The following is a 25,349-nucleotide window of genomic DNA, read 5'->3' on the forward strand; positions in this document are numbered from 1 at the left end:
GGTTTATCTCCCCCAATTGCTTAGTTAAAAATCGAAAAATAATTATGCCTATATCCCCTATTTCTGTTACATTTAACCATCAAAAAAAATATGATGAGATTATTGATGTCCGCTCAGAAAATGAGTTTTTAGAAGATCACATTCCAGGGGCGATAAATTTACCTGTTCTCAATAACGAAGAAAGAAAAGAAGTGGGGACGATTTATAAACAAATTTCTGCTTTTGAAGCCAGAAAATTAGGAGCTTCTTTGGTATTTAAAAATATTTCGCATCATCTTAAGAATTATTTTTTAGATAAACAACCTCGTTATTCTCCTTTGATTTATTGTTGGCGAGGTGGACAAAGATCGAATAGTTTAGCAATCACCTTAAGTCAAATTGGCTGGCAAGTCAACGTATTAGAAGGAGGATATAAAACCTATCGTCATTATGTGATTAAACAACTAGAAACCTTACCGTTAACCTTTAATTATCATATTCTTTGTGGGTTAACAGGAAGCGGAAAAACCTATTTATTACATCAATTAGCTGCTCAAGGATATCAAATTTTAGATTTAGAAAAAATTGCCAATCATCGCGGTTCATTATTAGGACAAGAATTCACAAACAAGTTGGAAAGTCAACCCTCTCAAAAATATTTTGACTCTCTATTACTACAACAATTACAAATGTTTTGTTATGATAAAACTATTTGGATAGAATCAGAAAGTTATAAAATTGGTAATGTTTATTTGCCCCCTAATTTATGGCAAAAGATGAAACAATCTCCTTGTTTTGAAATTCAATTACCTTTAGAGAAAAGAGTTGATTTCTTGTTAGAACAATATGCTCATTTTAGAGTCTACCCAGAACAATTAAAAGAAAATATAAAATTTCTTAAATCTCGTTATGGATGGGATAAGATAGTTCAATGGTTCAGTTGGATAGACCAAGAACAATGGCGAGAATTTGTAGAAGATTTATTATTAACTCATTATGATCCCGCTTATGAAAGATCCCTAGAAAAAACCTATACAAATCAAGTCCAAAAAATCCAACTTTCGACTTTAGAGCCTGATTTATTTTTAAAAGCTCTCAAAAAATCATAAAAAACGTTGAAACATTTTAGAAAAGCTTTCATCTTTTTTGAGTTCAGTCCACTATGATAAGGCTATAGATCAATAATTTATCAGGGATAAATAGGAGTCACACACAATGGCTAGTCCCATTGTCTACCCAAAAAATTATCGTCGTAGACTTATCCGTTGGCTATTACGAGAAAACCCGTCTTCTCACCCAGGAGATCATCCCCAATATCCTTGGTGGCAGGTGATGTGTTTAACTGGAGTAGATTACTTTTCTACTTTGGGATATCAACCAGGCATTGCTGCCTTAGCAGCAGGGGCATTATCCCCCTTAGCCACCCTAATTTTAATCTTAGTCACCCTATTCGGGGCATTGCCCATTTATCGACGAGTAGCAGCCCTTAGCCCCCATGGAGAGGGTTCTATTGCCATGTTAGAGCATCTTTTACCCTGGTGGCAAGGAAAGATATTTGTGCTGTGTTTATTGGGGTTTGTCGCAACGGATTTTATTATTACTATTACCTTATCAGCCGCTGATGCGACTGCCCATATTATCGAAAATCCTTTAGTACATGATTTGTTACAAAATCAGGCTATTCCTATTACTCTGATTTTAATTTCTCTACTAGGGGCAGTCTTCTTAAAAGGCTTTCGAGAAGCGATCGGTATTGCTGTTTTATTAGTCGCAACCTATCTATTCTTAAATTTAATTGTCATTGGTTTCGGTATGGTTCAAATTATTAGCCATCCCATCACCTTAACCGACTGGAAAACGGCTTTATTAACTTATCATGGTAATCCTTTATTAATGCTAGGCATTGCTTTATTATTGTTCCCAAAACTTGCCCTAGGATTATCTGGTTTTGAGACAGGGGTGGCAGTAATGCCTCTCGTAAAAGGACATAATACAGATTCCCCAAAATATCCGAAACAACGTATTTTTAATACTCATAAACTCTTAGCCACTGCTGCTATTATTATGAGTTTTTTCCTCTTAAGTAGTAGTGTTGTCACCACAGTATTAATTAAACCAGAAAAATTTCAAACAGGTGGCCCTGCTAATGGTAGGGCTTTAGCTTACTTAGCTCATTCCTATTTAGGGGAAATTTTTGGCACCATCTACGACCTTAGCACCATTGCTATCCTCTGGTTTGCCGGAGCCTCAGCTATGGCAGGATTATTGAATATTGTCCCCCGTTATTTACCCCGTTATGGCATGGCACCGACTTGGACTTTAGCCACTCGCCCCCTCGTCTTAGTTTATACGGCGATCGCTTTTATTATTACCTTGATCTTTAAAGCAGATGTGGAAGCACAAGGGGGAGCTTATGCAACAGGTGTACTGGTGTTGATGAGTTCAGCAGCTTTTGCCGTAACCTTATCTTCTCGTTCGGCCAGATCTCGTAAGGGAACTATCGCCTTTGCTTTAATTACCCTAGTGTTTATTTATACTACCATTACTAATATCATCGAACGACCAGAAGGGATTCGCATTGCGGCCTTTTTTATTGGGACTATTATTATAACGTCCCTAATTTCTAGGGTCTGGCGTTCTACGGAATTACGGGTTAGCGCAGTAACTTTCGATGAAACTGCCTTGAAGTTTATTCAAGAAGATAAAGATAGTCAGGGAAGCATTCAGATGATTGCTAACCGACGCAATACCGGAGATCAACTAGAATATTATCTCAAAGATAAACAAGTGCGCGAAGATCATCATATTCCGGCCACAGATTCCTTGATTTTTTTGGAAATTAAGGTTGCTGATGCCTCTGAGTTTACGGAAAAGCTGGAAATAACAGGGGTAGAAGTCGGCAATTATCGTATTTTACGGACAAATAGTGCGGCTGTTCCTAATGCGATCGCGGCAATTTTACTTGCTATCAGGGATCAAACAGGTAAACCCCCTCACGCTTATTTTGGTTGGGTAGAAGGGAACCCCATTCAATATCTAATGCGGTTTATGCTCTTTGGAGAAGGGGATATTGCCGTTGTTACCCGTGAAGTATTACGCAAAGCAGAAAAAGAACCAGAATGGCGGCCAGCAATTCATGTGGGGGGTTAAGGGTATTTTAAAATTAACTAATCTTTGAATGTTTGACCCAGAACTTTGCGTTTTAAAGCAATGACACGAGGACGGGCCCCTTTTCCAGAAAATCCTAATCCTTCTCGGAAAATTTCTGGCATATAAAAACGTTCTAACTGATCTTTTTCTTTATCTTCATAAATTACTCCCATTTCTTCAAGAATGTTTTTGGTAGGTATATCTAAGTTAAATTGATTGACATCAAAAGGAATTTTTTTATCGGCAGGTGGATATTTAGGGAGTGTTTCCTCAACCCAAGTTTTAAAAGCTGGATATTCTTGTTTAGCTTCTTCAACTTTTTTCTCACTACAAGGTTTGAGGGCGCGACGAATTGCTTGAGGGGGTAACAATCGACTGTTAGACCATCTTTCAAATTGTACTTCCGATGCTTTTTCAATCGTAATATCTGCTGCATAATATAAAAAGCGAACAATATCCCTAGCTTGAAGTCTTCCATTAAAATCAGTTAAAGCAGCAAAAATCCAAGAAGGAGAATAAGCATCTTTTGATTTATCTGTCCCTAATTTATTTCCCCATAATCGCTTAAGTTTTTCTTTTAATTCTTCTCTACTTAATTTTTCTATTTCATCTGTTTTTGCTTCAATAATTTTAGCTTGACTACAAAGCCAAAAAGCTAATTTTAGGAAAGAGTCTTGATCCCAAGTTAAATCATAAGGACTATAAAGTTTTTCAAATTGATTCACATTTTGACTAATTGTATTTCTTAAAAAATCTCGTCTAAGGAAAATAATTATTCCTAAGTTAGCTTGTCTAATTTCTGCTAACTTATTAGGCAGATCATCGATTAATGCTTTTAACGCATATTGCTCTTTTTTATCTTTAGCAATATTAGGAAATATATCTTCTAAACCATCAAAGATAACAATTATTTTCAAGAATTTATTTTTAAGATGTTGATTAAGTTCAGAAAGGGTTATTTTTGATTCTTCTCGTATTTCTATTCCAAAGGATTTGGCAATTTCACTTATCCAAATTTCTGTCCACTCTGGTTCGCTTAAGCTATCAGAATTAAGATGTGTTTTGATTCTATCCGAACATTCTGAAAGCAAAAACTCAGATGAATTATCACCTAAAGCGTTTCTTACTTGCTCCCTTGCTTCACGAGTAATTTTTTTAGCTTGATCACTTAAGTTTCTAGATTCTAGCAAAGGAAAGATATATGTTTCCTGTTTTATTTGAGAATTGGTTCGCTCGATTTTATTTAAAAATTTTTCCCAAAACTTAGATCGTGATAACTGAATATAGTTAAAAGTTTTTCCGGCCCCTTTAGAACCAATAGACACAATATGAGGTAAGTTATCTTGAAAATTGATAGCTAAGTTTTTTAACGGTTCTGTTACCAATAATTCTTCACTTTTCCCTTGCTCCGCATACTCATATTGCTGACAAATTTCTCTTAGTGTTCTAACTTCTTCAAGTTTTTCAGAGTCTATATTTTGTTTTGATTTTGATGATATTTTTATTGGAGTTATTGGTTGTTCTTCTATTGGAGTTAGTGATTGTTCTTCAGACCATATTTTTGCAATATCCATCACTGAAGTTGGCTGAAGTTTGTTTCGTGCTTCTTCCCAGTTATTAATATAAAGTAATTCTTGAGCAAAATAAGTTTCTTGGATTTCTAATCTGGTTGAATATAAATTCTCATCCTCAGATTGAATATAAGCTGATTGCAATTTAGTAATGCTTTCGTCAAAAGCTGGTAGAGATTTGACTTCAGGGGTTAACCAGCTAATAATTACGGAAGGATCAAAATATTTCTCATTGTCATTATTAACTTCAGTTTCTGGATAGGCAATATGACCAAGTTGTTCTAATACTAATTTTGTGCCATTAATTGATTGTTCATTTAAAGTCGTCACTAAAAAACGTTGAATTCTAGGATCAAAAAGTAGAGGACTAGAAATTTCACTCAATCCTGCTCTAAGATCAATAAATATGTAATCTACTCCAACAGCACGACCTAAATTATAAATAGCATCACCACATTCCCAAGTTCCACCTAGATTTCTAACTAAATTTTCAGGTAAAATAGGAGTATCTAATAACTGTTTTTCTTCATAGAAAGCAGGAAGAAAATATAAAGTTGATTTACCTTCATTTTGAGCAGATTTTTTTATTTCTGTTGCTAATAGTTCTAAAGAGTTTTCTACTGAATTGGGAGAATAATGATAAACTTCTAGAAAATCAACAAAAGAAATCTTTGGTTGAACCTTTTGATAATTATTCCAATAGGTTAATCCTGGTGCTTCCAAATCAGCATCAATCACTAATATATTAACCGCAGTATTTAATTGTTTCGCTCTATCTAGTAAAGCAAAAACATAAGCTGCTAAGTGTAAAGTTCTTCCTACACCACCTTTAAAAGAATAAAAAGCAATTAAATTCGGTTTATCTACATGAGGTTCGGGTAGAAACGTATTAAGTTGATTGCTATTATTAATATAAGCTACTTCTTCCCAAAAGGGACGAATTGAAAGATTAATAGTTGAACGTTGTTCATCAAAAATAAATTCGATAGGTAAGTGAGCATCACCAAAATCTAATTGAATAATTTCTTGATCTTGTTGATACCAATCACCAAACCATTCTTTTAATACATTAGATACAGAATTTTTATCATTTTTTTGCGTCAAACTAATTTCTAGAGCATCAGAAAAGCAACTAATTCTAATAATTCCATCAGGTAAGTCATTACCATAATTAGTTTCTTGAGCAATGATGCGCTTAACATCTAACCATGTAAGTAATCTCATAATCTACCTAATTCTTGTTCAATCCAGGTTAATATTTTTATTAATTTTTTCTCTAGTTCATCATCCTTAATGTCTTCTGAACATCCACCATAACGCCACATTTGATTTATGTCACCTGCTGTAAATTTTCTTTCTTCATTTTGTTTTAAAGGCCTCATATTTAATTGGTTAGGTAGCTTTAAATCTTTACCAGCTTTTAAAAAATCTAGTAACTTATTAATGTTGTGTTTCGACTCCTCAAACTCCTTCTTACATAAATCAGTACAATTTTTGTTTTGTCTTTTCATAATTACTGCTTTTAGTCCACATTCTACCGAATAAAATAGAAGTAATCTATGAGCATTAGTCTTTGTTTGGACATCCTGGTAGGCTAATTTATTTTGTCGCCAAGCGTTTTTGATTTCTCGATCTGTAAATGGAATCATAACTTGTCTTTAGGGTAACAAAATTATAGCGTTTGATAACACTTGCCGACTCAAATAATACCCAATCTGTAACAAGAAGCCCCCTAAAAACATTAGAGGGCTTAAATTGATTAAACACAGTCATTAGGAATTATCCTAAAACTGCCTTCGCTTTAGCTAATACATTGTCAACAGTAAAGCCAAATTTCTCCAGACAGGTTCCACCAGGCGCAGAAGCACCAAAAGTGTCAATACTGACGGTATCACCTTCAGAGCCAACATATTTGTGCCAACCAAAACTGGCAGCAGCTTCTACTGATAACCGTTTGGTCACAGCTTTAGGAAAAACGGACTCTTTATAAGCAGCATCTTGAGCTTCAAATAACTCCCAAGAAGGCATAGAAACCACCCGGACTTTCTTACCTTCAGCAGTTAATTTTTCAGCCGCACTCACACAGAGACTTACTTCTGAACCAGTACCCATCAAAATGATATCAGGTGTCCCCTGACAATCAACAATGGTATAAGCACCCTTGGCAACTCCTTCCATCGAAGTTCCTGGTAAGTTAGGCACATTTTGACGAGTCAAGGCTAATAGACTGGGTTCGTGTTTTTTAGACTTCTCAATGGCGATTTTATAAGCACCAGAACACTCATTCCCATCCGCCGGACGAAATACGGTTAAATTAGGAATAGCCCGTAAAGAAGCTAAAGTTTCAATGGGTTGGTGGGTGGGGCCGTCTTCCCCTTGTCCAATAGAGTCATGAGTCATCACCCAAATGGAACCCGCTTGAGACAAAGCAGACAAACGGATAGCCGCCCGCATATAATCGGTAAAGATTAAGAAGGTAGCACCGTAAGGAATTAAACCAGAACCATGTAACGCCATTCCGTTACAGATAGCACCCATAGCGTGTTCCCGTACCCCAAAGTGGACGTTACGGTTTTCATAATGTCCTTTTTGGAAATCACCAGAAATTTTCAGTTCTGTTAAGTTAGAGTGGGTTAAATCAGCCGAACCCCCAATTAATTCTGGTAAAACAGGAGCTAATTTATTCAGACAACCCTCCGAATATTTACGGGTGGGTAGTCCTTTATCTTCAGGGGTAAAAGTAGGTAATACTTTGTCCCAACCGTCAGGAAGTTTATTGCTCAAATAGCGTTCAAATTCGGCCGCTTCTGCGGGATATTTAGCTTTGTAAGCCTCAAAAGCTTGATTCCATTCAGCTTCATAAGCAGCACCGCGCTCAATGGCTTTATTCATGTGAGCAAGCACATCTTGAGGCACGACAAAAGGCTCATATTCCCAACCTAAGTTATGACGGGTTAGGGCGGTTTCTTCCGCGCCTAATGCTGCTCCGTGAATACCTGCGGTGTTTTGTTTGTTGGGGGAACCGTAACCAATCGTTGTGGTTACTTTAATCATGGAAGGCTTATCCGTTACCGCTTTGGCTTCTTCAATGGCTTTAGCGATCGCCGCTAAATCGGTGTTACCATTTTCTACATGGAGAACGTGCCAACCATAGGCTTCAAAGCGTTTAGATACATCTTCTGTGAAGGCGACATCAGTCGAGCCGTCAATAGAAATGTGGTTATCATCATACAGGGCGATCAATTTTCCTAAACCCCAATGTCCCGCAATAGAACAGGCTTCACTGGCAACCCCTTCCATGTTGCAGCCATCACCTAAAATTACATAAGTGTAGTGGTCAACAATAGTAGCATCAGGTTTGTTGAAGGTAGCCGCTAAATGAGCTTCAGCTAAAGCTAAACCGACTCCATTGGCGATCCCTTGTCCTAAAGGTCCGGTGGTAACTTCTACCCCTTCAGTTTCAAAGTTTTCGGGATGTCCAGGGGTTTTAGATCCCCATTGACGAAATTGTTTAATATCTTCGATGCTGACACTATCATAACCAGTTAGATAGAGTAGGGCGTACTGTAACATACAACCATGACCAGCAGACAGAACAAAGCGATCGCGGTTAAACCATTTGGGGTTTTTGGGATTAAACCGCATGAACTTATCCCACAGGACAAACCCCATCGGAGCCGCTCCCATAGGGAGTCCTGGGTGTCCTGATTTGGATTTTTCTATCGCGTCAACGGCTAAAAAGCGAATAGAATTAATACAGAGTTCTTCGAGTGACTGGGTGGCAACAACCATAACTTCTCTTGGAATAAACTACGATAAGACAACAATGGGTATGGAGTTAAGAACCTGCTAGCGGTAGGCTGCCCCAAGGTTTGTAATTATCATCCCACTCTTGCGTAACGATGGGAAGATATAGTATCAGAATTTTATCGAGTAAAGGGTTTGACACTCTTCGTAAAAGTTCTTAATTGAGAATATACCCTAGCCAAATTTCAACGAAATAGGGATAATTTGTTTTAACCAGAATTTTTAAGGGTGATGAGCAATATATTTAGGGAATATCTCAAAAAAATTGGTAGCGGTGTCCACACAGGAAAAGATTTAACCCGTGCTGAAGCTGCTGATGCCATGAAAATGATGTTATTGGCTGAAGCAACCCCCGCCCAAATTGGTGCTTTTTTGATTGTTCATCGTATTAAACGCCCCATCCCTCAAGAATTAGCAGGAATGCTCGATACTTATGATGAATTAGGGCCAAAACTAAACATTGATAACCTTACCTTTGATTATCCTGTCACCGTTTTAGGAACTCCCTATGATGGGCGATCGCGCACTGCTCCAGTCACGACTATCACCGCCCTTATTTTGGCCACCGCAGGGGTTCCGGTAATCCTCCATGGAGGTGATCGGATGCCAACCAAATATGGATTGCCTTTAATTACCATCTGGCAAGGGTTAGGGGTTGATTTTTCCCAGTTATCTCTCACCGATAGTCAACAACTCTTAGAAAAAACTGGACTGACTTTTATCTATTTACCCCGTCATTTTCCCCTAGCTAATCAATTAGTAGCCTATCGGGAGCAAATTGGCAAACGGCCCCCCTTAGCTACCTTAGAATTGATGTGGGCACCCTGTTCGAGTAATCAGGTTCATATTGTGTCGGGGTTTGTTCATCCCCCGACAGAAACCTTCTTTCGGGAAACCTTTCAACTAAGAGATTTTGCCAATTTTACTACCGTTAAAGGATTAGAAGGCAGTTGTGATCTGCCTCAAAGTCGTACTGCAATTATTGGTATCAATCAACCCGATAGGGAACCCCAATGGGAGCGGCTCCATCTTCATCCCCAGGATTATCATTTGGGGGGCAAAGATATTCCCTTGATCTCTGCGGCCCAACTTATTGACCAAATGCAGCAAATCTTACAAGGTACACCTAATGATATGATGAATTTGGCTATTTATAATGGTGGCTTTTATCTCTGGCGTTGTGGTGTTTGTCAGGATTTATCTACTGCATTGACTCAAGCAAAAACCCTCTTAACCGAAGGACAAGTGGCTCAAAAATTACAAGAAATCTCAGCATCAGTAACGCTTCATCGCTCGTGAGATATCTCGATCATCCTGGCGACGTTTCAGGGTTTCCCGTTTATCATGAAGTTTTTTGCCTCTGGCCAGTCCAAGGCTAACTTTTACCAGACTTCCCTTGAGATACATTTTCAGGGGAACCAACGTTAAGCCTTTTTGCTCGATTTGTCCAATAAGTTGATTAATTTGCTTGCGATGTAGCAATAACTTCCGACTGCGGCGCGGATCATGATTAAAATATTGACTGCTGGCTTGATAGGGGGAAATATGAACATTAAGTAACCAGGCTTCCCCATTGCGGATTAAAGCATAGCCATCGGCTAGGTTAACTTTTCCGGCACGAATTGACTTAACTTCTGTCCCTACGAGTTCAATACCCGCTTCATAAGTCTCTAAAATCTCGTAGAGAAAGCGGGCTTTGCGATTATCACTAACAATTTTGACGGCTTGATCTTGATTTCCCATAGCCTTTCTAGGATAACATCTTTCTCCGGTAGAAGCAACCGCTATGGTTGCCTGCTAGAGATGTAAATATTTGGGCTGCCATTTCACTGGAATAAACAGAGCCAAAAAAAGGGTTAACCGACGACTGGTTAACCCCTAAGCTTGGGAACGCGCGCTAAATCTTAGTTGTGAAGAACTAAATTGATATTAGCTTTCTCAAGATTACGCAGCTTAACTTCCGCTAAGGTCTTGTTAACTGCATACTTTTGGTTGATGGAATTGATTAATTCAGTTTGGTTGTGCTTCTTAGCAACACCCCAAAGGTCAGCAATCAGGTCAAAACTACCATCACTATTGCGAGACCAACCGAGATCATATTCGCCATCAAGAACAGCTACGATATCAGAACGAACGCGCTGACCGTTATAACCTCTTACATCAGCATCGGTCTTCACGAAAATACCAAGATCCCGTAAAGAAGCTTTTAAAATTTCAGCATCTGTAATTTTGGTGCGCAGAGTGCTAAAGTGTGACATTTTCGATTTCCTCCAGTAGAACAGAAGTCAACAACAACAATTTAGGGTTTGAATTTGCCGTTTTAATATAAACGGCTCTTGATATGCTGCTAGCTCATTGCTAGCCTTTCCACCTGTTGGGAGCAGGCGAAAGCTTGTTAGAACTCCAATCGCTGGTATTCAGCGACGGAGGCTGAGGCAGGTCGCGCTCTTTGCCGCGCCCAGTCCCGAAGGGCTGTTACCTGTTCAGTCATGGTGCGAGACAGGGGTAAGGTGGATTTAATGGCAGCAATAATGTCTAGCTGCGTAAACTCCCTATCCTGAGCAAAGGCCTCATACATCGCAGCGATGATTCCTTGCTCGATCTCAGCACCGGAAAATCCATCAGAAACCTTAGCTAACTGCTCAATATCGAAGCGAGCAATGTCTGAGCGACGCTTGCTAAGGTGAATATTAAAAATTGCTTGACGCTCTTCCAAGTCGGGCAAATCTACAAAAAAGATTTCATCAAATCGCCCTTTGCGTAAAAACTCTCCTGGTAAACGCTCCACACGGTTGGCCGTAGCCATAACAAACACAGGGGAGGTTTTTTCCTGCATCCAGGTTAGGAAAGAGCCAAAAATCCGGCTAGAAGTCCCGCCATCAGAGTCCGCAGAACCCGCACTCCCGGCAAAGGCTTTGTCTAGTTCATCAATGAAGAGGATAACTGGTGAAATTGATTCGGCGGTCTTCAGGGCGTTTCTTAAGTTTGCCTCGGAACGACCGACGGCTGAATCATAAACTCTACCTAAGTCCAGGCGTAGTAAGGGTAGTCCCCATAAACGGGCGGTGGTTTTGGCAATCAGGGATTTTCCACAACCAGGAACCCCCAAAATTAACATCCCTTTGGGTTGGGGTAAACCGTATTCTCTCGCTCTTTCGGTGAAGGCATCGGAACGCTGTTTTAACCATTTCTTGAGTTCTTCTAGACCCCCAACCGAGTTTAGGGTTTCGTCTTCTTCAATGTAGTCTAAAACGCCGTTGCGCCGAATTTGCTGCTTTTTCTCCGATAGAACTATATCGACTTCCTCTTCCGTTAAACGACCTGCTTTAACGTAAGCTTTACGATAAACTTTTTCCGCTTCGTCTTTGGTGAGTCCCAGGGTCGCTTTGAGGAGTTTTTCACGGGCTTCTGTGGTGATCCGACGACTCTTGGTTTGATCCAGTTGACGAGATAATACTTGATTGAGTTCGCTTAAGTCGGGAAAAGGAAAGTCTAAAACAACGATATCTTTTTCGAGTTCAATGGGAATCTGTTGCAGGGGAGAAATTAAGATAATCGTTTTTTCTGTCCCTCTTAAGCTGATAATGGCATCCCTTAAAGACCTTGTGACGTTGGCATCCGCAATAAAAGGATGCAAGTCCTTAAAGATAAAAATTCCCGCTTCCTTTTCTCGCATCACCCAGCCAATGGCGGGTTCTGCATGAACGGTGTTATGTTGGGTCGTATTGCCAGGTTGACCATACTCCACCATCCCATGAGTAACAGTCCAAGAAAAAATACGCCGCTGCTTACTATATTGTTGTGCGATTCTGGCGATCGCCTGTTCCGCTCTTTCTTCTTCCGATGTAACTAGGTATATTAAAGGATACTGAGCCTGTATGAGTATGTTTAACTCTTCTTTCATGGCATCGACCTAATAATTATTGAACGGTAAAGCAACTTAGCAGGGAACTAAGGCTTCTTCCCCAGAAACTTGGACGGTTGCCTGCACTGTCTCCCTGACATCCAGGGGAAATTCATCCGTGAGAACACTGGGTTGATTTTTGAGGGAGGCCATCTGTCCGTCTCGCATTACCATGGCGGCTTCGCATTCTGGACAAATATGAACTTGATGGGTTTTCCCATAAGCGGCGGCTTCCACTTCTTCTACCTTATCAGGGTATTTTAAATAGAACCCGATCGCCTTTTCGACAAGGGCCGACATCGAGTCTTCGTCAATTGCAGCTCTAATTTTAAGCTGTCGGTGAATTCCAGGGGGGAGATATAGTGTGACTTTTTGCTTGTCTTGCATATCACTCTAGCTGAGGTTACCCAGGTATGTGCTTTTACTTTAACGAGTTTCTTTTTGGCTGTCAAGCTGTTAAGCCAGTATGACAGTAATATTGTAACATTACTTAACAAACCAAGGAATGAAAGCTTCCTGTCCTAAACTAAATTGGTAATTATATTGATCAAAAGTAATGGCGTATTATCAACAAGCAATGGTAATTCAGACGAGAGGCAAAGATTTTCACCTTATTACCCGTGAAGTCGAGGGAATTGTGGCTAAATCTGGAATTGAAATGGGATTATGCACGATTTTTGTCCGTCATACCTCAGCGTCATTAATCATTCAAGAGAATGCTGATCCGGATGTTTTAAGGGACTTATCGAGTTTTTTGGCGAAGTTAGTGCCGGAAGATTCCCGACTTTATATACATACAACAGAAGGGCCAGATGATATGCCGGCCCATATTCGTTCAGCCTTGACAAAAACCTCAGAACAGATCCCCATTGCTCGCGGTAGATTATTATTAGGAACATGGCAAGGAATTTATCTCTGGGAACATCGTCAGAGGAGTCATCAAAGGGAAGTAATTATACATATTAATGGAGAATAATTAGGCAGAGATGTGTTAGGAATATAGAAAAATATTATTGTTTGTCGTGATCTTACTCAGATGATTTCTGACCCTCAAATACTTTGTTTAGGTGAAATTCTCTTTGACTGTCTTGCGGATCAATTAGGCAAAGAATTAGTTGATGTTACCTCATGGACAGCTTATGCCGGGGGTGCGCCAGCCAATGTAGCTTGTGCTTTAACTAAATTAGGAACCCAGGCTGCATTTATCGGATGTCTTGGACAAGATAAACCAGGAAACGAGTTAGTTTCTCTCTTGGAAAAAACCGAGATCAACATAACAGGAATTCAAAGGCATTCTACCGCCCCAACTAGAAAGGTTTATGTGACTCGTTCCCTAAAGGGAGAGAGAAATTTTGCGGGTTTTGGTCAGATTGAAACCCATAAGTTTGCTGATACCCAACTCTTAGCCAAAAACTTACCAGAATCTATTTTTATCAATGCCAAATATTTAGTCATTGGTACCCTCTTACTCGCCTATCCCAACAGTAAACAAGCTCTTGAAAAAGCTCTAGAACTGGCGAAAAAGCATCGGGTTAGCATTTTTGTCGATATTAACTGGCGACCAATGTTCTGGGAGGATTTAGAAGCGGCCCAACCCTTAATCATGTCCCTATTACACCAATCGGATTTTCTCAAATGTTCTCAGGAAGAGGCACAATGGTTATTGAACACAGAAACTCCCCAAAAGATTGCCCAATATTTTCCTAATCTTCAAGGCATATTAGTAACGGCAGGAGAAAAAGGTTGTAATTATTACTTAGGCAAAAATCAAGGACAAATAGACACATTTCCTGTAAAGGTTATCGATACCACTGGGGCCGGAGATAGTTTTGTCGCGGGGTTTCTTCATCAAAGCTGTTTAAAGGGTGATCTGCTTTTAAGTGACCCCAAAATAGCGAGAGAAGCGATCATCTATGCCAGTGCTGTTGGGGCATTAACGACGACGCAACCAGGGGCGATCGCGGCTCAACCGACTGGGGAAGAAGTTAGCCTCTTTTTAACCCAGAATCAGCAAGGATAATGGCCTCAAGTCCCACTCTATGTAAGAATAGAAAGGTTGCTTATCATCCCTTGATAGAGTCGAGTGGAGAATTATAGAGAGTTAATGAATATGAAAGTTGGCGATCGCGTCCGTATTAAAGAATCGGTGATTGTTTACCATCATCCTGAACATAAAAAAGAGCCATTTGACCTCAAGGGAATGGAAGGAGAAATCATGGATATTGTGACCAACTGGCAAGGTAGACCAGTCAGTGCCAATTTACCTATCTTAGTGAAATTTGAAAAACGATTTCGGGCCCATTTTCGAGATCATGAAGTAGAAGTCATGGAAACAATGGAAACAGTTGAATAGTTTTTTTCCAGTGAGAGGTTCAGGAGAGAGAATTAAAAATTCTCTCAAACTGATAGCCAAGCATTAAATGGCTGAGATTATTGGATATTAATTAACTTACGCATGACTAAACAATTCCGTTGATTTTCAATCCTAATGTAGTCCAACTCATCGGTTAATTCTTGCATAAAAAAGAGACCGCGATCGCTTTCTTTATCCAAGGGGTTTCCTTGTTTTTTCTGTAATTCTGCTAATTTTTCCTGTAAATCAAAAGGTGGCCCCACATTCCAAATTTGCATTTCTATCCAATCTAAATAGAAGTAAATCTCTAAAATAATGGGGATAAGAGGGGATAAATCTTGATGGGCATAATTGACAGTATTAGTAAAGCCTTCCGCTAAGGCGAGTTTACATTCCCATAAAGACTTTGTCGGTAAATAAGGTTTAGCAATGCTCTCAAACCACAGTAAAACTTCCTCCAATGCTTCCATTTTAGTCCTGACCGAGAGGCTAAATTGTTTAATTAATTCATTGTTGTGATTTTTGTTTTCAAACAGCACCACTATTTTTATGGAATACAATTAATAAAGTTTTACAAATAAGCTTGATATCATACCAATGACTCCAGTTCTCTTGGTATCTTAAATCTAATTGAATAACTTCTTCAAAATTTTTGATCCGTGATCGCCCATAAACTTGCCATTCTCCTGTCATTCCTGGTTTAACATTTAACCGTTGCCATTGCGGAACTTCATAGCTTTCCACTTCATCGGGGGTGGGGGGTCGAGTCCCGACTAAACTCATATCCCCTGTTAACACATTCCAGAATTGAGGTAATTCATCTAAACTGGTACGCCGTAAAAAACGTCCTACTCCAGTAATACGGGGATCATTGGTATTTTTAAAGATAGCACCTGTGGCTTGGTTGGGAATCTTTCTTTTCAAAGCTTCCGCATCAGCACACATGGAACGAAATTTAGTCATTTTAAAACGTTTTCCTAGCCAACCACAGCGGGTTTGCTGAAAAAATATGGGGCCAGGACTATCTAATTTTATCACAATGGCGATCGGCACAAACAAGAGGCCAGTGATAGCCAAACCCACCAGACTGCCAATAATATCGATTAAACGTTTAATCCAAGAACTAACAGAAGGATGAGTATCAGGGGGCTGTCCTTTGCCAATGGCATTCATTGTTTGGTGCTTGGCATCCAGGGTTGAGGTAACAGGTAAGATTTCATCAAGTCCCGTCATGGATAAGACAGCCATGACGGGAGGATGGGTATTATAAAGGATGAGTTGGACTTTCTTGTTTTGGGCTGCCTTAAAATTATGAACTAACGCCCCAACCCCGCTACTGTCCATAAACTCAGTTTGACTGAAATCCAAAATCAGTTGGCTAGGGAGAGAATGGGATGCCAAAAATTTCTGGCAAACCCCCTTGAAATGAACTGCCTCTAAGACGGTGAGGCGTTTTGGCATCCCCATGACAGGATGATTGTTAATGAAAACAATGGGAAAGTCGGTATCTGGTGTTTGAGTAGTCATCAACTGTCGTTATTGAGCAATTGAGTGGTTAGCGGATGGGACGTTTGCCCTCTTCTTGCTGCATTTTGGTTTTAGCTTGACCTGCACTGCGTCTGAGAGCCTGTAAACGAGACTCATATTGTTTCCGTTGTCGGCGGTTGGGGGTTTGTTCTATGAGGGTTTTGAATGCACTGCCAAGGCTTTTGTAAGCATTGGGTAAGGAGTAGCCAAAACGAGTAGCTAAGGCGATCGCTTTTTCATCAGCGTCGATAGACTCTTTTAATTTACGATCTCCGTTGTTTTTTTGCCAGAGTCGATAGCCAGAAATGCCACATAGAGATAAGGCTAATAATAACAATAAGCCATCTTGTACCCACAGTTCTCCCACTGCGCCCCCTAAACCAATGGCTAGGGCTGCCATTTCCCATCCTTCTCTGGGAATGGTGTCATTTTGAATACGGGCGACTTCGTGCCAAAATAGCAGGTTTCGTTGGTCAATAGCCAGGTTTTCCCACTTGGCTAAGTCAATTTGAATTTCTACTTCGTCTCTTCCTAGTTCTTCACAGCGGACAAGCGGTGGATTGATTTCCGTACTGCCTTCTACCATGACCCAACTTTGTAATTCTGGCGGTAAGAGGGTTTTTAACCGCCTTAGTTCACTCATTTCCGCTCTAGCAGACGAGGTTACATAGGATGTCATAGGGCTATTTGATGTTTTTAGTTGTCATTATAAGGAATTTTATCCTGAGACTGTAGCGGTGTTATACCATAACCCGCTTCTTCTATGATAATCATGGAGGGCAAAGAATGGGGAAAGAATGGGGATAGGTTTTCAGGATTAAATTGATTCGTCTCTTACTTCAGTTTTGGCTAATTGTCTATAGGGTTTATCTAAGAATTCCAAAGGATGTATTAGTTTAATTAAATTTTATCAAATCTTCAATTAATATTTTAGTGCCAATTCCAATTAAAGTCAAGCCCCCAATAATCTCAATTTTTTGATTGAAAATCCCTCCAAATTTATGGCCGATAAATACTCCAACCAATGATAAGCCAAAGGTAATTAACCCAATTAAGGTACAGGGTAAAAGAATGGAGTATTTTAAGAAAGATAATCCTAACCCTGCGGCTAGAGCATCAATACTGGTGGCAATGGCCAAGGCAAGTAAGGTATAGGTATCTAAAGGATTAAATTTTTTATTGTCTTCTTCAAGTTTGGTCGCTTCATAGATCATTTTTCCCCCAATAAACCCTAATAGTATAAAAGCAATCCAATGATCAAAACTGCTTAATATTCCTCTAAAAGACAATCCTAATAGCCAGCCAATTAAGGGCATAATTCCTTGAAATACACCGAAAAATAAGGCAATTTTCAGGGCTTTATGTAATTTAATGTGTTGAATCACAAAACCACTGGTTAAGGAAACCGCAAAAGCATCAGCCGCTAACCCTAAACCTAAAAAACTTATATTGAGTAGTTCCATTCCCAAAAACCATTACTTATTTTGATTTATTTCTATACATTAGCTGATTTGGGGCTTAAAAGCTTTCATTTTTCTTTCATTGTTTGTTCATTATTTATTCATGGTTTTAAAAAAATGGATAAGCTATCAATTCCATTAATTTAATCATTGTAAATCCGATAATTTCTTAGAATATATATTGGTTTTTTTCATGATTCTCCTTGTCTATTTTTCTAGTTCTTGTTCCAACAATTTTAGAATGGACATTATAATATCGTGCTGCTTGAGACATATTAAAGCTTAATAAATCCTCTCTTTCTAATCTATGTCTAGATGTTAGTTTGCGCGGAATAATTTCAAGAACTTCAATAATTTCTTGAGCAACAGCTTTAGCCAATAAAGGCGGAACTGAATTGCCAATTTGACGAAATCCATGCCATTTTGTCACATGAAATCGAAACCAATCAGGATAGGAATGTAGTCTTGCTGCTTCTCTAACAGTAATACATCTAGGGTGAAAAGGATGTATTGGACGAGGGGAAGTATGGGCCCCTCGATTACTAGGTGTTCCTGCTCTTAAAGTGTTACATAAACCGTCAGGATGCAATTTTAAAAAGCGACTAATTGGTTCAATTTTTCCTGGGAGAGTATGCTTAAATCTTTCAATAGATTTCGGCGTATGTTTTGTCAACAAACTTGAGGTTAATAGTTGCTGATTATACTCTCTGTAATAAGAATAATCATCATCTAAATGAGATAAATTTCTTAAGTTTTTAACATAATTACTCGGTTTTCCATAATCAGCAATTACCCAATCTTGATAGGTTAATTCTGGATAATTATTAACTTCTGGTAAATCGTTAATTGCATTTTTAACCGTCGGAGTTTTGGGAAGTAACTGAGCATTATGTTGTGAATATTGAGTAATAAAATCAGGATAATTAGGCAATTCTAATCCTTGTTTTGCTCCCAACAAAAATAGTCTTTCTCTTGTTTGTGGAACCCCAAAATTAGCGGCATTTAAAATTTGATAATCTGTTCTAACTTGATAATCATTTCGAGCAAATACATCAAAAATTTCTTGTAAAAACTTTTGATGTTTACCTATCGCCATACCGGGAACATTTTCCATGACGAAGTAGTTAGGATTTAGTTCCAACACTAAACGGATAAAATGCTTAACTAAAGCGTTACGATCATCTTCTAAACTCCGTTTACCTATTAAGGAAAACCCCTGACAGGGAGGCCCCCCAAAAACGACATCAATCGGTTGATTACTAATGTTAGAAAAATCCCTAATTTCCCTCGCTGTTATGGTTTCGACAGACTCACAAATAACCGTCCAAAAAGGAAAATTATATTCATGAATAGCGCAGTGTATGGGATCAATTTCCACAGAAGCTAAAACATCAAATCCTGCTTGTTCAAACCCTAATGTCATTCCCCCTGCACCAGCAAATAAATCAACAGCAATTGGTCGCTTTTTCTTCATTGATAATCAAATAATTAACATTAAAATTCAACAATTACAGGAGTATGATCGCTTGGCTTTTCTAATTTTCTAGGCTCCCTATCTATTATACAATTAATCGCTTTTTTATACAATTTATCCGTTAAATAAAGATGATCAATTCGCCAGCCTCTATTACGTTGAAATCCCCCTGAACGATAATCCCACCAACTAAAATGGCCTCCATCTGTTGTAAATTTACGAAAGGCATCTTTTAAACCAATTGTCAATATTTTTTGCAATGATTCTCTTTCTAAAGAAGAGGACATAATATGTTTTTCTTTGTTTTTGGGATCGTAAATGTCTATGTCTTCCAAAGCAACATTAAAGTCCCCACAAATACATAATTCATAAGTTTCTTTTTTTCTCAATATTTCTAGATAAGTTTGCAGAACTTTGAACCATTGTAATTTATATTGATACTTTTCACTACCAACTTCTGAACCATTGGGAACATATAAATTAATAATACGAACATCATTAATAACCCCTGTAATTACTCGCTTTTGTTCATCAAAATCTTGGGACAAAGATTCCCCAACAATGGGGGTAAATCCTGTCATAACATCCGTCATTGGCTGACGACTAAAAATTGCTACACCATTGTAAGCTTTTTGTCCATAAATATAAGTATAATAGCCCAATTCTTCAAAGGGAATTATCGGAAAATCTTTATCAATTACTTTCGTTTCTTGTAAACAAAGAACATCAACATCGTTAGTTTTTAACCAGTCAATTACATGGCTTTGTCTTGTCCGAATTGAATTCACATTCCACGTTGCAACTTTCATCTAATTTCTATTCCGCTTTATTGACTGAAATAACCCTTATCTAGTTTACGTTGAAAACCAAGTTATATCAAGAATTTACTCTATCTTTTTCTGACAAAAAAATACAAGACCGTTCAAACAGTCTTGTATTTTAATCATAGCTTACTTTAGGTAATTTAATAACCCTTAAGCAGCCTTAGCTAAAACAGAATTACCTGTCAACACTTTAATCGCTGCTTGATACTGTAAATCATCCTTTGTCCCAATTTGTTGATAAGCAATGGGATCTTGGGTAACTAATTGATCAGGGGCAATTCCTAACTTGTGAATATCCTTATGATTCGGGGTTTCATACTTAGCAACAGTAATGGCTAAACCCGCACCATCAGGCAACTCAAATAAGGACTGGATTAAGCCTTTCCCAAAGGTTTTTTCCCCCACTAAAATACCTCGTCCATTATCTTGTAACGCTCCTGCTAAAATTTCACTAGCACTCGCGGTTCCTTGATTGACTAATACCACTAAAGGATCTTCAGTTAAAGCAGGCCCCAAAGCCGTAAAACTATCTTGAACCCCTTGACGGTTTACTGTATAAACAACTGTCCCTTGAGGCATCCATAAACGAGCAATTTCAATACCCGCTTGTAAAAGTCCCCCCGGATTATTTCTTAAGTCTAGAATATAAGCTTGGGCCCCTTGTTCCTCTAAATTATTGATCGCTTCCGTCATTTCTTGAGCAGCATTGGCACTAAATTGATTAAGACGAATATAACCAATGGGTAGCTGATGATTTGGATTATCTAAAGTGGCAAAAACCGGACTTAAAGAAATCCTTTCCCGTACAATATTAATCTGGCGACTCCTAGCATCATCTTGATGGGGTAAAATAGTTAAAGAAACCGTTGTCCCACTGGGGCCGCGCATTCTGGTAGCTGCTTCATCCAAAGTCAAGGTTGTGGTGTCCATCCCGTCAATTGCTAAAATGCGATCGCGGGTTTTAATTCCAGCAGTTTCGGCCGGCGATCCCGCTAAAGGAGAAACCACTTCTAAGTTGCCAGTTTCAGGATTAATATTAATCTGTAATCCCACCCCAGATAATTCCCCGGCTGTGCTAACCTGTAGGTTATGATATTGCTCAGGGCGCAAAAGACGGGTAAAGGGTTCATCTAAGGTGGACAACATCTCATCAATGGCCTGGTAAGTTTCCTCACGATCATGGAGGGGACGCTTAAGAAGATTTTGCCGCAATGACCACCAATTTTGATGATTAAAGGTGTCATCTAAATAGGATTGATTAACCAGTCTCCAAGACTGAAGCAAAAGCTTTTGATCTTCTGTAAAAGCTCCTGCGTCGGGAGTCCAAGTAAAAAAGTTGAAGAGGAGGGAAAAACTAAGGAAAAGAGTTACCCAAAATGCACGTTTTCTCATGTGGCAAACTAATAAATGATGTTTCCGAATGCTTTAATGATCCAGGGATCTAATTCTATTGTGCCGAAATTCTCACAAAATTGACAATGGCAAAGCCCGCAAAGGCGGGCATCGTCTGTTTAATGAAGTCAGGAGTTGAAATTATTGGGAGATTGTCACTCACCACTAATTAAGTGACAGGGGTTGCCGTTACCATCAAATATAGTAAAACCGCCAAAAACAGAACACAGAGTTTCACAATCAGATAAGTGATGCTATCAGGATAAAAAAATGTATTAATCATGACCTCTCTCCTTTGGGAATCTGATCAAATGTACTTCCCTATCTTCATTGTGCTGCGAAATTTCTAAGTTGTTGCTGAAAAGCAGTAAAAATTAACTCAAATATCCAAAGACAACCCTTATGAGATGATAGAGAAAGGGGCAGAGCGCGTTACTAAATTCTGAAAAAATTGTGAATTTTAAGGATCAAAACTGAGGAAATTGTATGAAAATTGCTATCTTATCTCAAGATGCTTCTTTGTACTCGACAAAACGGCTAAAAGAAGCGGGAGAAGCCCTAGGCCATGATATGCGGGTGATTAATTACCTTCGCTGTTACATGAATATTACCTCCCATAAACCTGCTGTTTACTACAATGGCAAACCCCTAGAAAGTGTTGATGCCATCATCCCGCGCATTGCTGCCTCTAAAACCTTTTATGGTACCGCCGTCGTCCGTCAATTTGAGGTCATGGGGGTATTTAGTGCCAATGAATCCCAGGCCATTTCCCGTTCCCGTGATAAACTGCGCTGCTTGCAACTTCTCGCCAGGGACGGTATCGGTTTACCCGTGACGGGATTTGCCCATGCCACCCAAGATATTGATGGGTTACTGGAATCCGTTGGTGGTGCGCCTGTCGTCATTAAACTCTTAGAAGGGACTCAAGGCATCGGGGTGGTATTGGCGGAAACCCACAACGCGGCTAAATCGGTTATTGAAGCCTTTCGTCAGTTAGATGCCAATATTCTGGTTCAAGAATTTATCAAAGAAGCCGCAGGGGTCGATATTCGCTGTTTTGTGGTTGGCGGAAAAGTGATCGCCGCCATGATGCGTCAAGGGGCAGAAGGGGATTTTCGCTCTAATCTTCATCGTGGTGGCCAGGCCGATATGGTTAAATTAACTCCAGAGGAACGAACTACAGCTGTTCGGGCCGCGAAATCCATGGGGTTAAAAGTGGCAGGAGTTGATCTGCTTCGCTCTAATCATGGGCCTGTTGTCATGGAAGTTAATTCTTCCCCTGGACTTGAAGGTATTGAAAAAGCCTCCGGGGTTGATGTAGCCACTAAAATCATTGAATTTTTAGTAAAAAATGCCCCTTCAGGAAGCAACCGCGATCGCATTCAGTATTAACTTTATGACAGACCATATCTTAGAAATTGGCGGAATGGCGATCGCCCCTGGAAAAAGGCAACATTTAGAAATTCCCGTGGCCCAATTGCCGACACGCACAACCATTTCTTTGCCCGTGATTGCTATCAATGGTCAATTTCCTGGCCCCAGACTCTGGTTAAGTGCGGCCATTCACGGGGATGAAATTAACGGGGTCGAAATTATTCGTCAAGTGTTGGAAAGATTGAAGGCCAAACATTTATCTGGGGCGGTGATCGCTGTCCCCATTGTCAATGTTTTTGGCTTTATTGAACAATCTCGCTATTTACCTGATCGCCGTGACTTAAATCGCTCTTTTCCAGGTTCTGCCCAAGGTTCCCTCGGTTCCCGTCTCGCTCATTTATTTATGACGGAAATTGTCCATCACAGTACCCACGGGATCGATTTACATACGGCGGCCCAACCCAGGATTAATTTACCCCAAATTCGGGCTAATTTAGCCGATGCCGAGACTTATCGCTGCGCTCAAGCCTTTGGCGCACCTTTGATGATTCATGCCACCACCCGTGACGGTTCCCTGCGTCAAGCGGCTAGTAAACAGGGAATTCCTACTTTATTGTACGAAACAGGAGAAGCATCCCGTTTTGATCCCGATGGCATTGAAATTGGGGTTGATGGTATTCTGCGCGTCATGGATCTCTTAGGAATGTACGCTCACCCTTTAGCCAATACCCAGTTTACTTCTCTGGAAATCACTCAAACCAAATGGGTAAGAGCGTCCCGTAGTGGGTTGCTACATTTAGAGGTCAAATTAGGCAATAAAGTAGAAAAGAAGCAGCGTTTGGGGATTATTACTGATGCTTTTGGCGAAACTATGGCTAAAATTCGTTCTCCTGAACAGGGGGTGGTTATTGGCCATGTTCAAAACCCCTTGGTTAATAAAGGCGATGCCATTGTCAATTTAGCTTTAATCTCCGAAAAACCAACTAAGGAGCAGAAAAACCATGATTCCCAGGATTAAACCCAGAAAAGAATTGAAAGCATCTAATAAATAGATAGGGATGATTGCCAAAATCGAAGACCCGATCCAATTGATGACTAACAGGAATACCACAACAACCAGAATGGCCATGAATAGCACCGATACAATTGACATCCTCATTGCATTTTAAGATAGATGAGCAACCTGCTAGGATAGAAATGATGTTTGATTGACAAAACCCTTGATTTAAGCCTTTTAAGCGTTTACGAAAACTATGAAGTCTGCAAAATTGTTGCGCCAACTGGGTCGTCATTGTCTGGGACTTTTCCTCGGTATTGTCCTCTGCTTTGGTGGCTTTCATTTTCTCTCCTCTCAAGCTGGCACTTTAGAAGAACAGTCTGTAATAACAACTGCGCCAATTGAATTGGCCAAAGCACCCCTCGAAGTCGGGACACAAAGCTTTGTCTCAGCGGCCGTAACCCGCACCGGGCCAGCCGTTGTCCGCATTGACACGGAAACAGTGGTCACAAGACAAGTTGATCCCATGTTCGATGATCCCTTCTTCCGGGAGTTTTTTGGGCAGCAGTTTCGCTCTAGTTCGCCCCAACAACAACGGATTGCGGGTCAAGGCTCTGGTTTTATTATTGATGAGAGTGGCATTATTCTGACCAATGCTCATGTGGTGAATAATGCGAATAAAGTAACGGTGACGCTCAAAGATGGACGAACTTTTAACGGGCAAGTCAAAGGGACTGATGAAGTGACGGATTTGGCCGTGGTTGTCATTAACCCTAATGGGGCCGCCTTACCTGTTGCGCCTTTGGGGGATTCCAACGCCCTACAAGTGGGAGATTGGGCGATCGCAGTGGGTAATCCTGTGGGCTTAGATAATACGGTAACATTAGGCATTATTAGCACTATTGGTCGTTCTGCGGCTAAGGCAGGAATTCCCGATAAACGGCTCGATTTTATCCAAACAGATGCAGCGATTAATCCTGGTAATTCGGGGGGCCCCCTTTTAAATGCTAATGGGGAAGTAATTGGCATCAATACGGCGATTCGGGCTGATGCTATGGGTATTGGCTTTGCCATTCCCATTAATAAGGCAAAATCCCTGGAAAAAACCTTAGCGGCCGGACAAAAGGTTGCTCATCCCTATATTGGGGTGCAAATGGTAAATATTACCCCTGAGATAGCGCGGGAAAATAATCAAAATCCTAATTCGCCGATGATGGTGGCGGAAGTTGAGGGAATTTTAGTGGTACAAGTTGTTCCCAATAGTCCCGCCGATAAAGCGAGATTCCGTCGGGGTGATGTGATCGTGGCTGTTAATGGTAAACCGGTCAAAGATGGGGCTGATTTACAAAATATTGTCGAAAATTCGGGGATTAATGCTAGTTTAAAAGTGAAACTATATCGCGGCGATCGCCTGTTAGACTTAACGGTGACGACGGCACAAATGCAAGGGGCATCCTAATCATTAATTGTAGATTAGATAGGGGTGAGTTTCACTTACCCCTTTTTTTCGGTAAAATTCATTTTTTAGGTCTTTTAC

The 25,349-nt window shown here is 39.8% G+C and carries 24 protein-coding genes; 9 read left to right on the top strand and 15 right to left on the bottom strand.

Features of this window, described 5'->3' with window-relative positions; all coding sequences use genetic code 11:
* Positions 1-44: 44 nt before the first annotated feature.
* On the top strand, positions 45-1,088 hold the full coding sequence (gene mnmH / locus VB715_RS07310) for a tRNA 2-selenouridine(34) synthase MnmH (RefSeq protein WP_323300528.1): 1,044 nt from the start codon (positions 45-47) through the stop codon (positions 1,086-1,088).
* Between the two features lie 106 nt (positions 1,089-1,194).
* The gene (locus tag VB715_RS07315) at positions 1,195-3,129 is read left to right on the top strand and encodes an amino acid transporter (protein WP_323300529.1); all 1,935 of its coding nucleotides are present in this window, start codon (positions 1,195-1,197) and stop codon (positions 3,127-3,129) included.
* Positions 3,130-3,146: 17 nt separating this feature from the next.
* Here VB715_RS07315 and VB715_RS07320 read toward each other — a convergent pair whose 3' ends face one another.
* From VB715_RS07320 to tkt, 3 genes are all read right to left on the bottom strand, one after another.
* A complete protein-coding gene (locus tag VB715_RS07320; RefSeq protein WP_323300531.1) occupies positions 3,147-5,924 on the bottom strand; it encodes a KGGVGR-motif variant AAA ATPase in 2,778 nt (925 codons plus the stop codon).
* Positions 5,921-6,349: a hypothetical protein gene (locus VB715_RS07325; protein ID WP_323300532.1), complete on the bottom strand. Its 429-nt coding sequence runs from the start codon at positions 6,347-6,349 to the stop codon at positions 5,921-5,923. The genes VB715_RS07320 and VB715_RS07325 overlap by 4 nt, the downstream gene beginning before the upstream one ends.
* A 130-nt stretch (positions 6,350-6,479) precedes the next feature.
* The gene (gene tkt, locus VB715_RS07330; protein ID WP_323300533.1) at positions 6,480-8,492 is read right to left on the bottom strand and encodes a transketolase; all 2,013 of its coding nucleotides are present in this window, start codon (positions 8,490-8,492) and stop codon (positions 6,480-6,482) included.
* A gap of 246 nt (positions 8,493-8,738) precedes the next feature.
* Between tkt and VB715_RS07335 the strand changes: the two genes are divergently transcribed.
* Complete coding sequence (locus tag VB715_RS07335) at positions 8,739-9,806, top strand: anthranilate phosphoribosyltransferase family protein (RefSeq protein WP_323300534.1); 1,068 nt, start codon at positions 8,739-8,741, stop codon at positions 9,804-9,806.
* On the opposite strand, the gene smpB is transcribed toward VB715_RS07335, so the two are convergent.
* From smpB to VB715_RS07355, 4 genes are all read right to left on the bottom strand, one after another.
* A complete protein-coding gene (smpB, locus tag VB715_RS07340) occupies positions 9,783-10,250 on the bottom strand; it encodes an SsrA-binding protein SmpB (RefSeq protein WP_323300535.1) in 468 nt (155 codons plus the stop codon). The genes VB715_RS07335 and smpB overlap by 24 nt on opposite strands.
* A 161-nt stretch (positions 10,251-10,411) precedes the next feature.
* Entirely contained in the window at positions 10,412-10,765 is a 354-nt protein-coding gene (locus VB715_RS07345; protein WP_323300536.1) for a DUF1257 domain-containing protein, read from the bottom strand.
* Positions 10,766-10,902: 137 nt separating this feature from the next.
* Positions 10,903-12,411, bottom strand: coding sequence for an AAA family ATPase (locus VB715_RS07350; RefSeq protein ID WP_323300537.1), 1,509 nt, complete (start codon positions 12,409-12,411; stop codon positions 10,903-10,905).
* Between the two features lie 36 nt (positions 12,412-12,447).
* Entirely contained in the window at positions 12,448-12,798 is a 351-nt protein-coding gene (locus VB715_RS07355) for a hypothetical protein (RefSeq protein ID WP_323300538.1), read from the bottom strand.
* Positions 12,799-12,967: 169 nt separating this feature from the next.
* Here VB715_RS07355 and VB715_RS07360 point away from each other — a divergent pair, with 169 nt between their 5' ends.
* The 3 genes from VB715_RS07360 (at position 12,968) to VB715_RS07370 (ending at position 14,764) form a co-directional block, all read left to right on the top strand.
* Positions 12,968-13,387, top strand: coding sequence for a secondary thiamine-phosphate synthase enzyme YjbQ (locus VB715_RS07360; protein WP_323300539.1), 420 nt, complete (start codon positions 12,968-12,970; stop codon positions 13,385-13,387).
* Positions 13,388-13,447: 60 nt separating this feature from the next.
* Positions 13,448-14,431, top strand: coding sequence for a carbohydrate kinase (locus VB715_RS07365; protein ID WP_323300540.1), 984 nt, complete (start codon positions 13,448-13,450; stop codon positions 14,429-14,431).
* Between the two features lie 90 nt (positions 14,432-14,521).
* A complete protein-coding gene (locus tag VB715_RS07370; RefSeq protein WP_323300581.1) occupies positions 14,522-14,764 on the top strand; it encodes a ferredoxin-thioredoxin reductase variable chain in 243 nt (80 codons plus the stop codon).
* A 77-nt stretch (positions 14,765-14,841) separates the two neighbouring features.
* Here the strand turns inward: VB715_RS07370 and VB715_RS07375 are convergent, their stop codons facing one another.
* From VB715_RS07375 to ctpA, 7 genes are all read right to left on the bottom strand, one after another.
* Complete coding sequence (locus VB715_RS07375) at positions 14,842-15,234, bottom strand: ATP-binding protein (RefSeq protein ID WP_323300541.1); 393 nt, start codon at positions 15,232-15,234, stop codon at positions 14,842-14,844.
* A 58-nt stretch (positions 15,235-15,292) separates the two neighbouring features.
* Positions 15,293-16,291 (bottom strand): anti-sigma factor antagonist, encoded by a 999-nt coding sequence (locus VB715_RS07380; RefSeq protein ID WP_323300542.1) that lies wholly within the window; start codon positions 16,289-16,291, stop codon positions 15,293-15,295.
* Positions 16,292-16,319: 28 nt separating this feature from the next.
* On the bottom strand, positions 16,320-16,970 hold the full coding sequence (locus VB715_RS07385; protein WP_323294169.1) for a DUF3318 domain-containing protein: 651 nt from the start codon (positions 16,968-16,970) through the stop codon (positions 16,320-16,322).
* Between the two features lie 217 nt (positions 16,971-17,187).
* Entirely contained in the window at positions 17,188-17,754 is a 567-nt protein-coding gene (locus VB715_RS07390; RefSeq protein ID WP_323300543.1) for a manganese efflux pump MntP family protein, read from the bottom strand.
* A gap of 166 nt (positions 17,755-17,920) precedes the next feature.
* Positions 17,921-19,225 carry a DNA cytosine methyltransferase gene (locus VB715_RS07395; RefSeq protein ID WP_323300544.1) on the bottom strand — a complete coding sequence of 435 codons (1,305 nt, stop codon included), beginning with the start codon at positions 19,223-19,225 and terminating at the stop codon, positions 17,921-17,923.
* A 20-nt stretch (positions 19,226-19,245) separates the two neighbouring features.
* Complete coding sequence (xth, locus tag VB715_RS07400) at positions 19,246-20,034, bottom strand: exodeoxyribonuclease III (RefSeq protein WP_323300545.1); 789 nt, start codon at positions 20,032-20,034, stop codon at positions 19,246-19,248.
* 165 nt (positions 20,035-20,199) lie between these two features.
* Positions 20,200-21,441, bottom strand: a complete 1,242-nt coding sequence (gene ctpA / locus VB715_RS07405) for a carboxyl-terminal processing protease CtpA (RefSeq protein ID WP_323300546.1) — start codon at positions 21,439-21,441, stop codon at positions 20,200-20,202.
* Between the two features lie 486 nt (positions 21,442-21,927).
* On the opposite strand from ctpA, the gene rimK reads away from it, so the two are divergent.
* A complete protein-coding gene (gene rimK, locus VB715_RS07410; RefSeq protein WP_323300547.1) occupies positions 21,928-22,833 on the top strand; it encodes a 30S ribosomal protein S6--L-glutamate ligase in 906 nt (301 codons plus the stop codon).
* Between the two features lie 4 nt (positions 22,834-22,837).
* Entirely contained in the window at positions 22,838-23,833 is a 996-nt protein-coding gene (locus VB715_RS07415; RefSeq protein WP_323300582.1) for a succinylglutamate desuccinylase/aspartoacylase family protein, read from the top strand.
* Here VB715_RS07415 and VB715_RS07420 read toward each other — a convergent pair.
* Entirely contained in the window at positions 23,799-24,107 is a 309-nt protein-coding gene (locus VB715_RS07420) for a hypothetical protein (RefSeq protein ID WP_323300548.1), read from the bottom strand. The genes VB715_RS07415 and VB715_RS07420 overlap by 35 nt on opposite strands.
* Between VB715_RS07420 and VB715_RS07425 the strand changes: the two genes are divergently transcribed.
* Entirely contained in the window at positions 24,069-25,271 is a 1,203-nt protein-coding gene (locus tag VB715_RS07425) for an HhoA/HhoB/HtrA family serine endopeptidase (protein WP_323300549.1), read from the top strand. The genes VB715_RS07420 and VB715_RS07425 overlap by 39 nt on opposite strands.
* Positions 25,272-25,349 lie beyond the last annotated feature (78 nt).

The sequence above is a fragment of the Crocosphaera sp. UHCC 0190 genome (assembly GCF_034932065.1).
Classification (GTDB): Bacteria; Cyanobacteriota; Cyanobacteriia; order Cyanobacteriales; family Microcystaceae; genus UHCC-0190.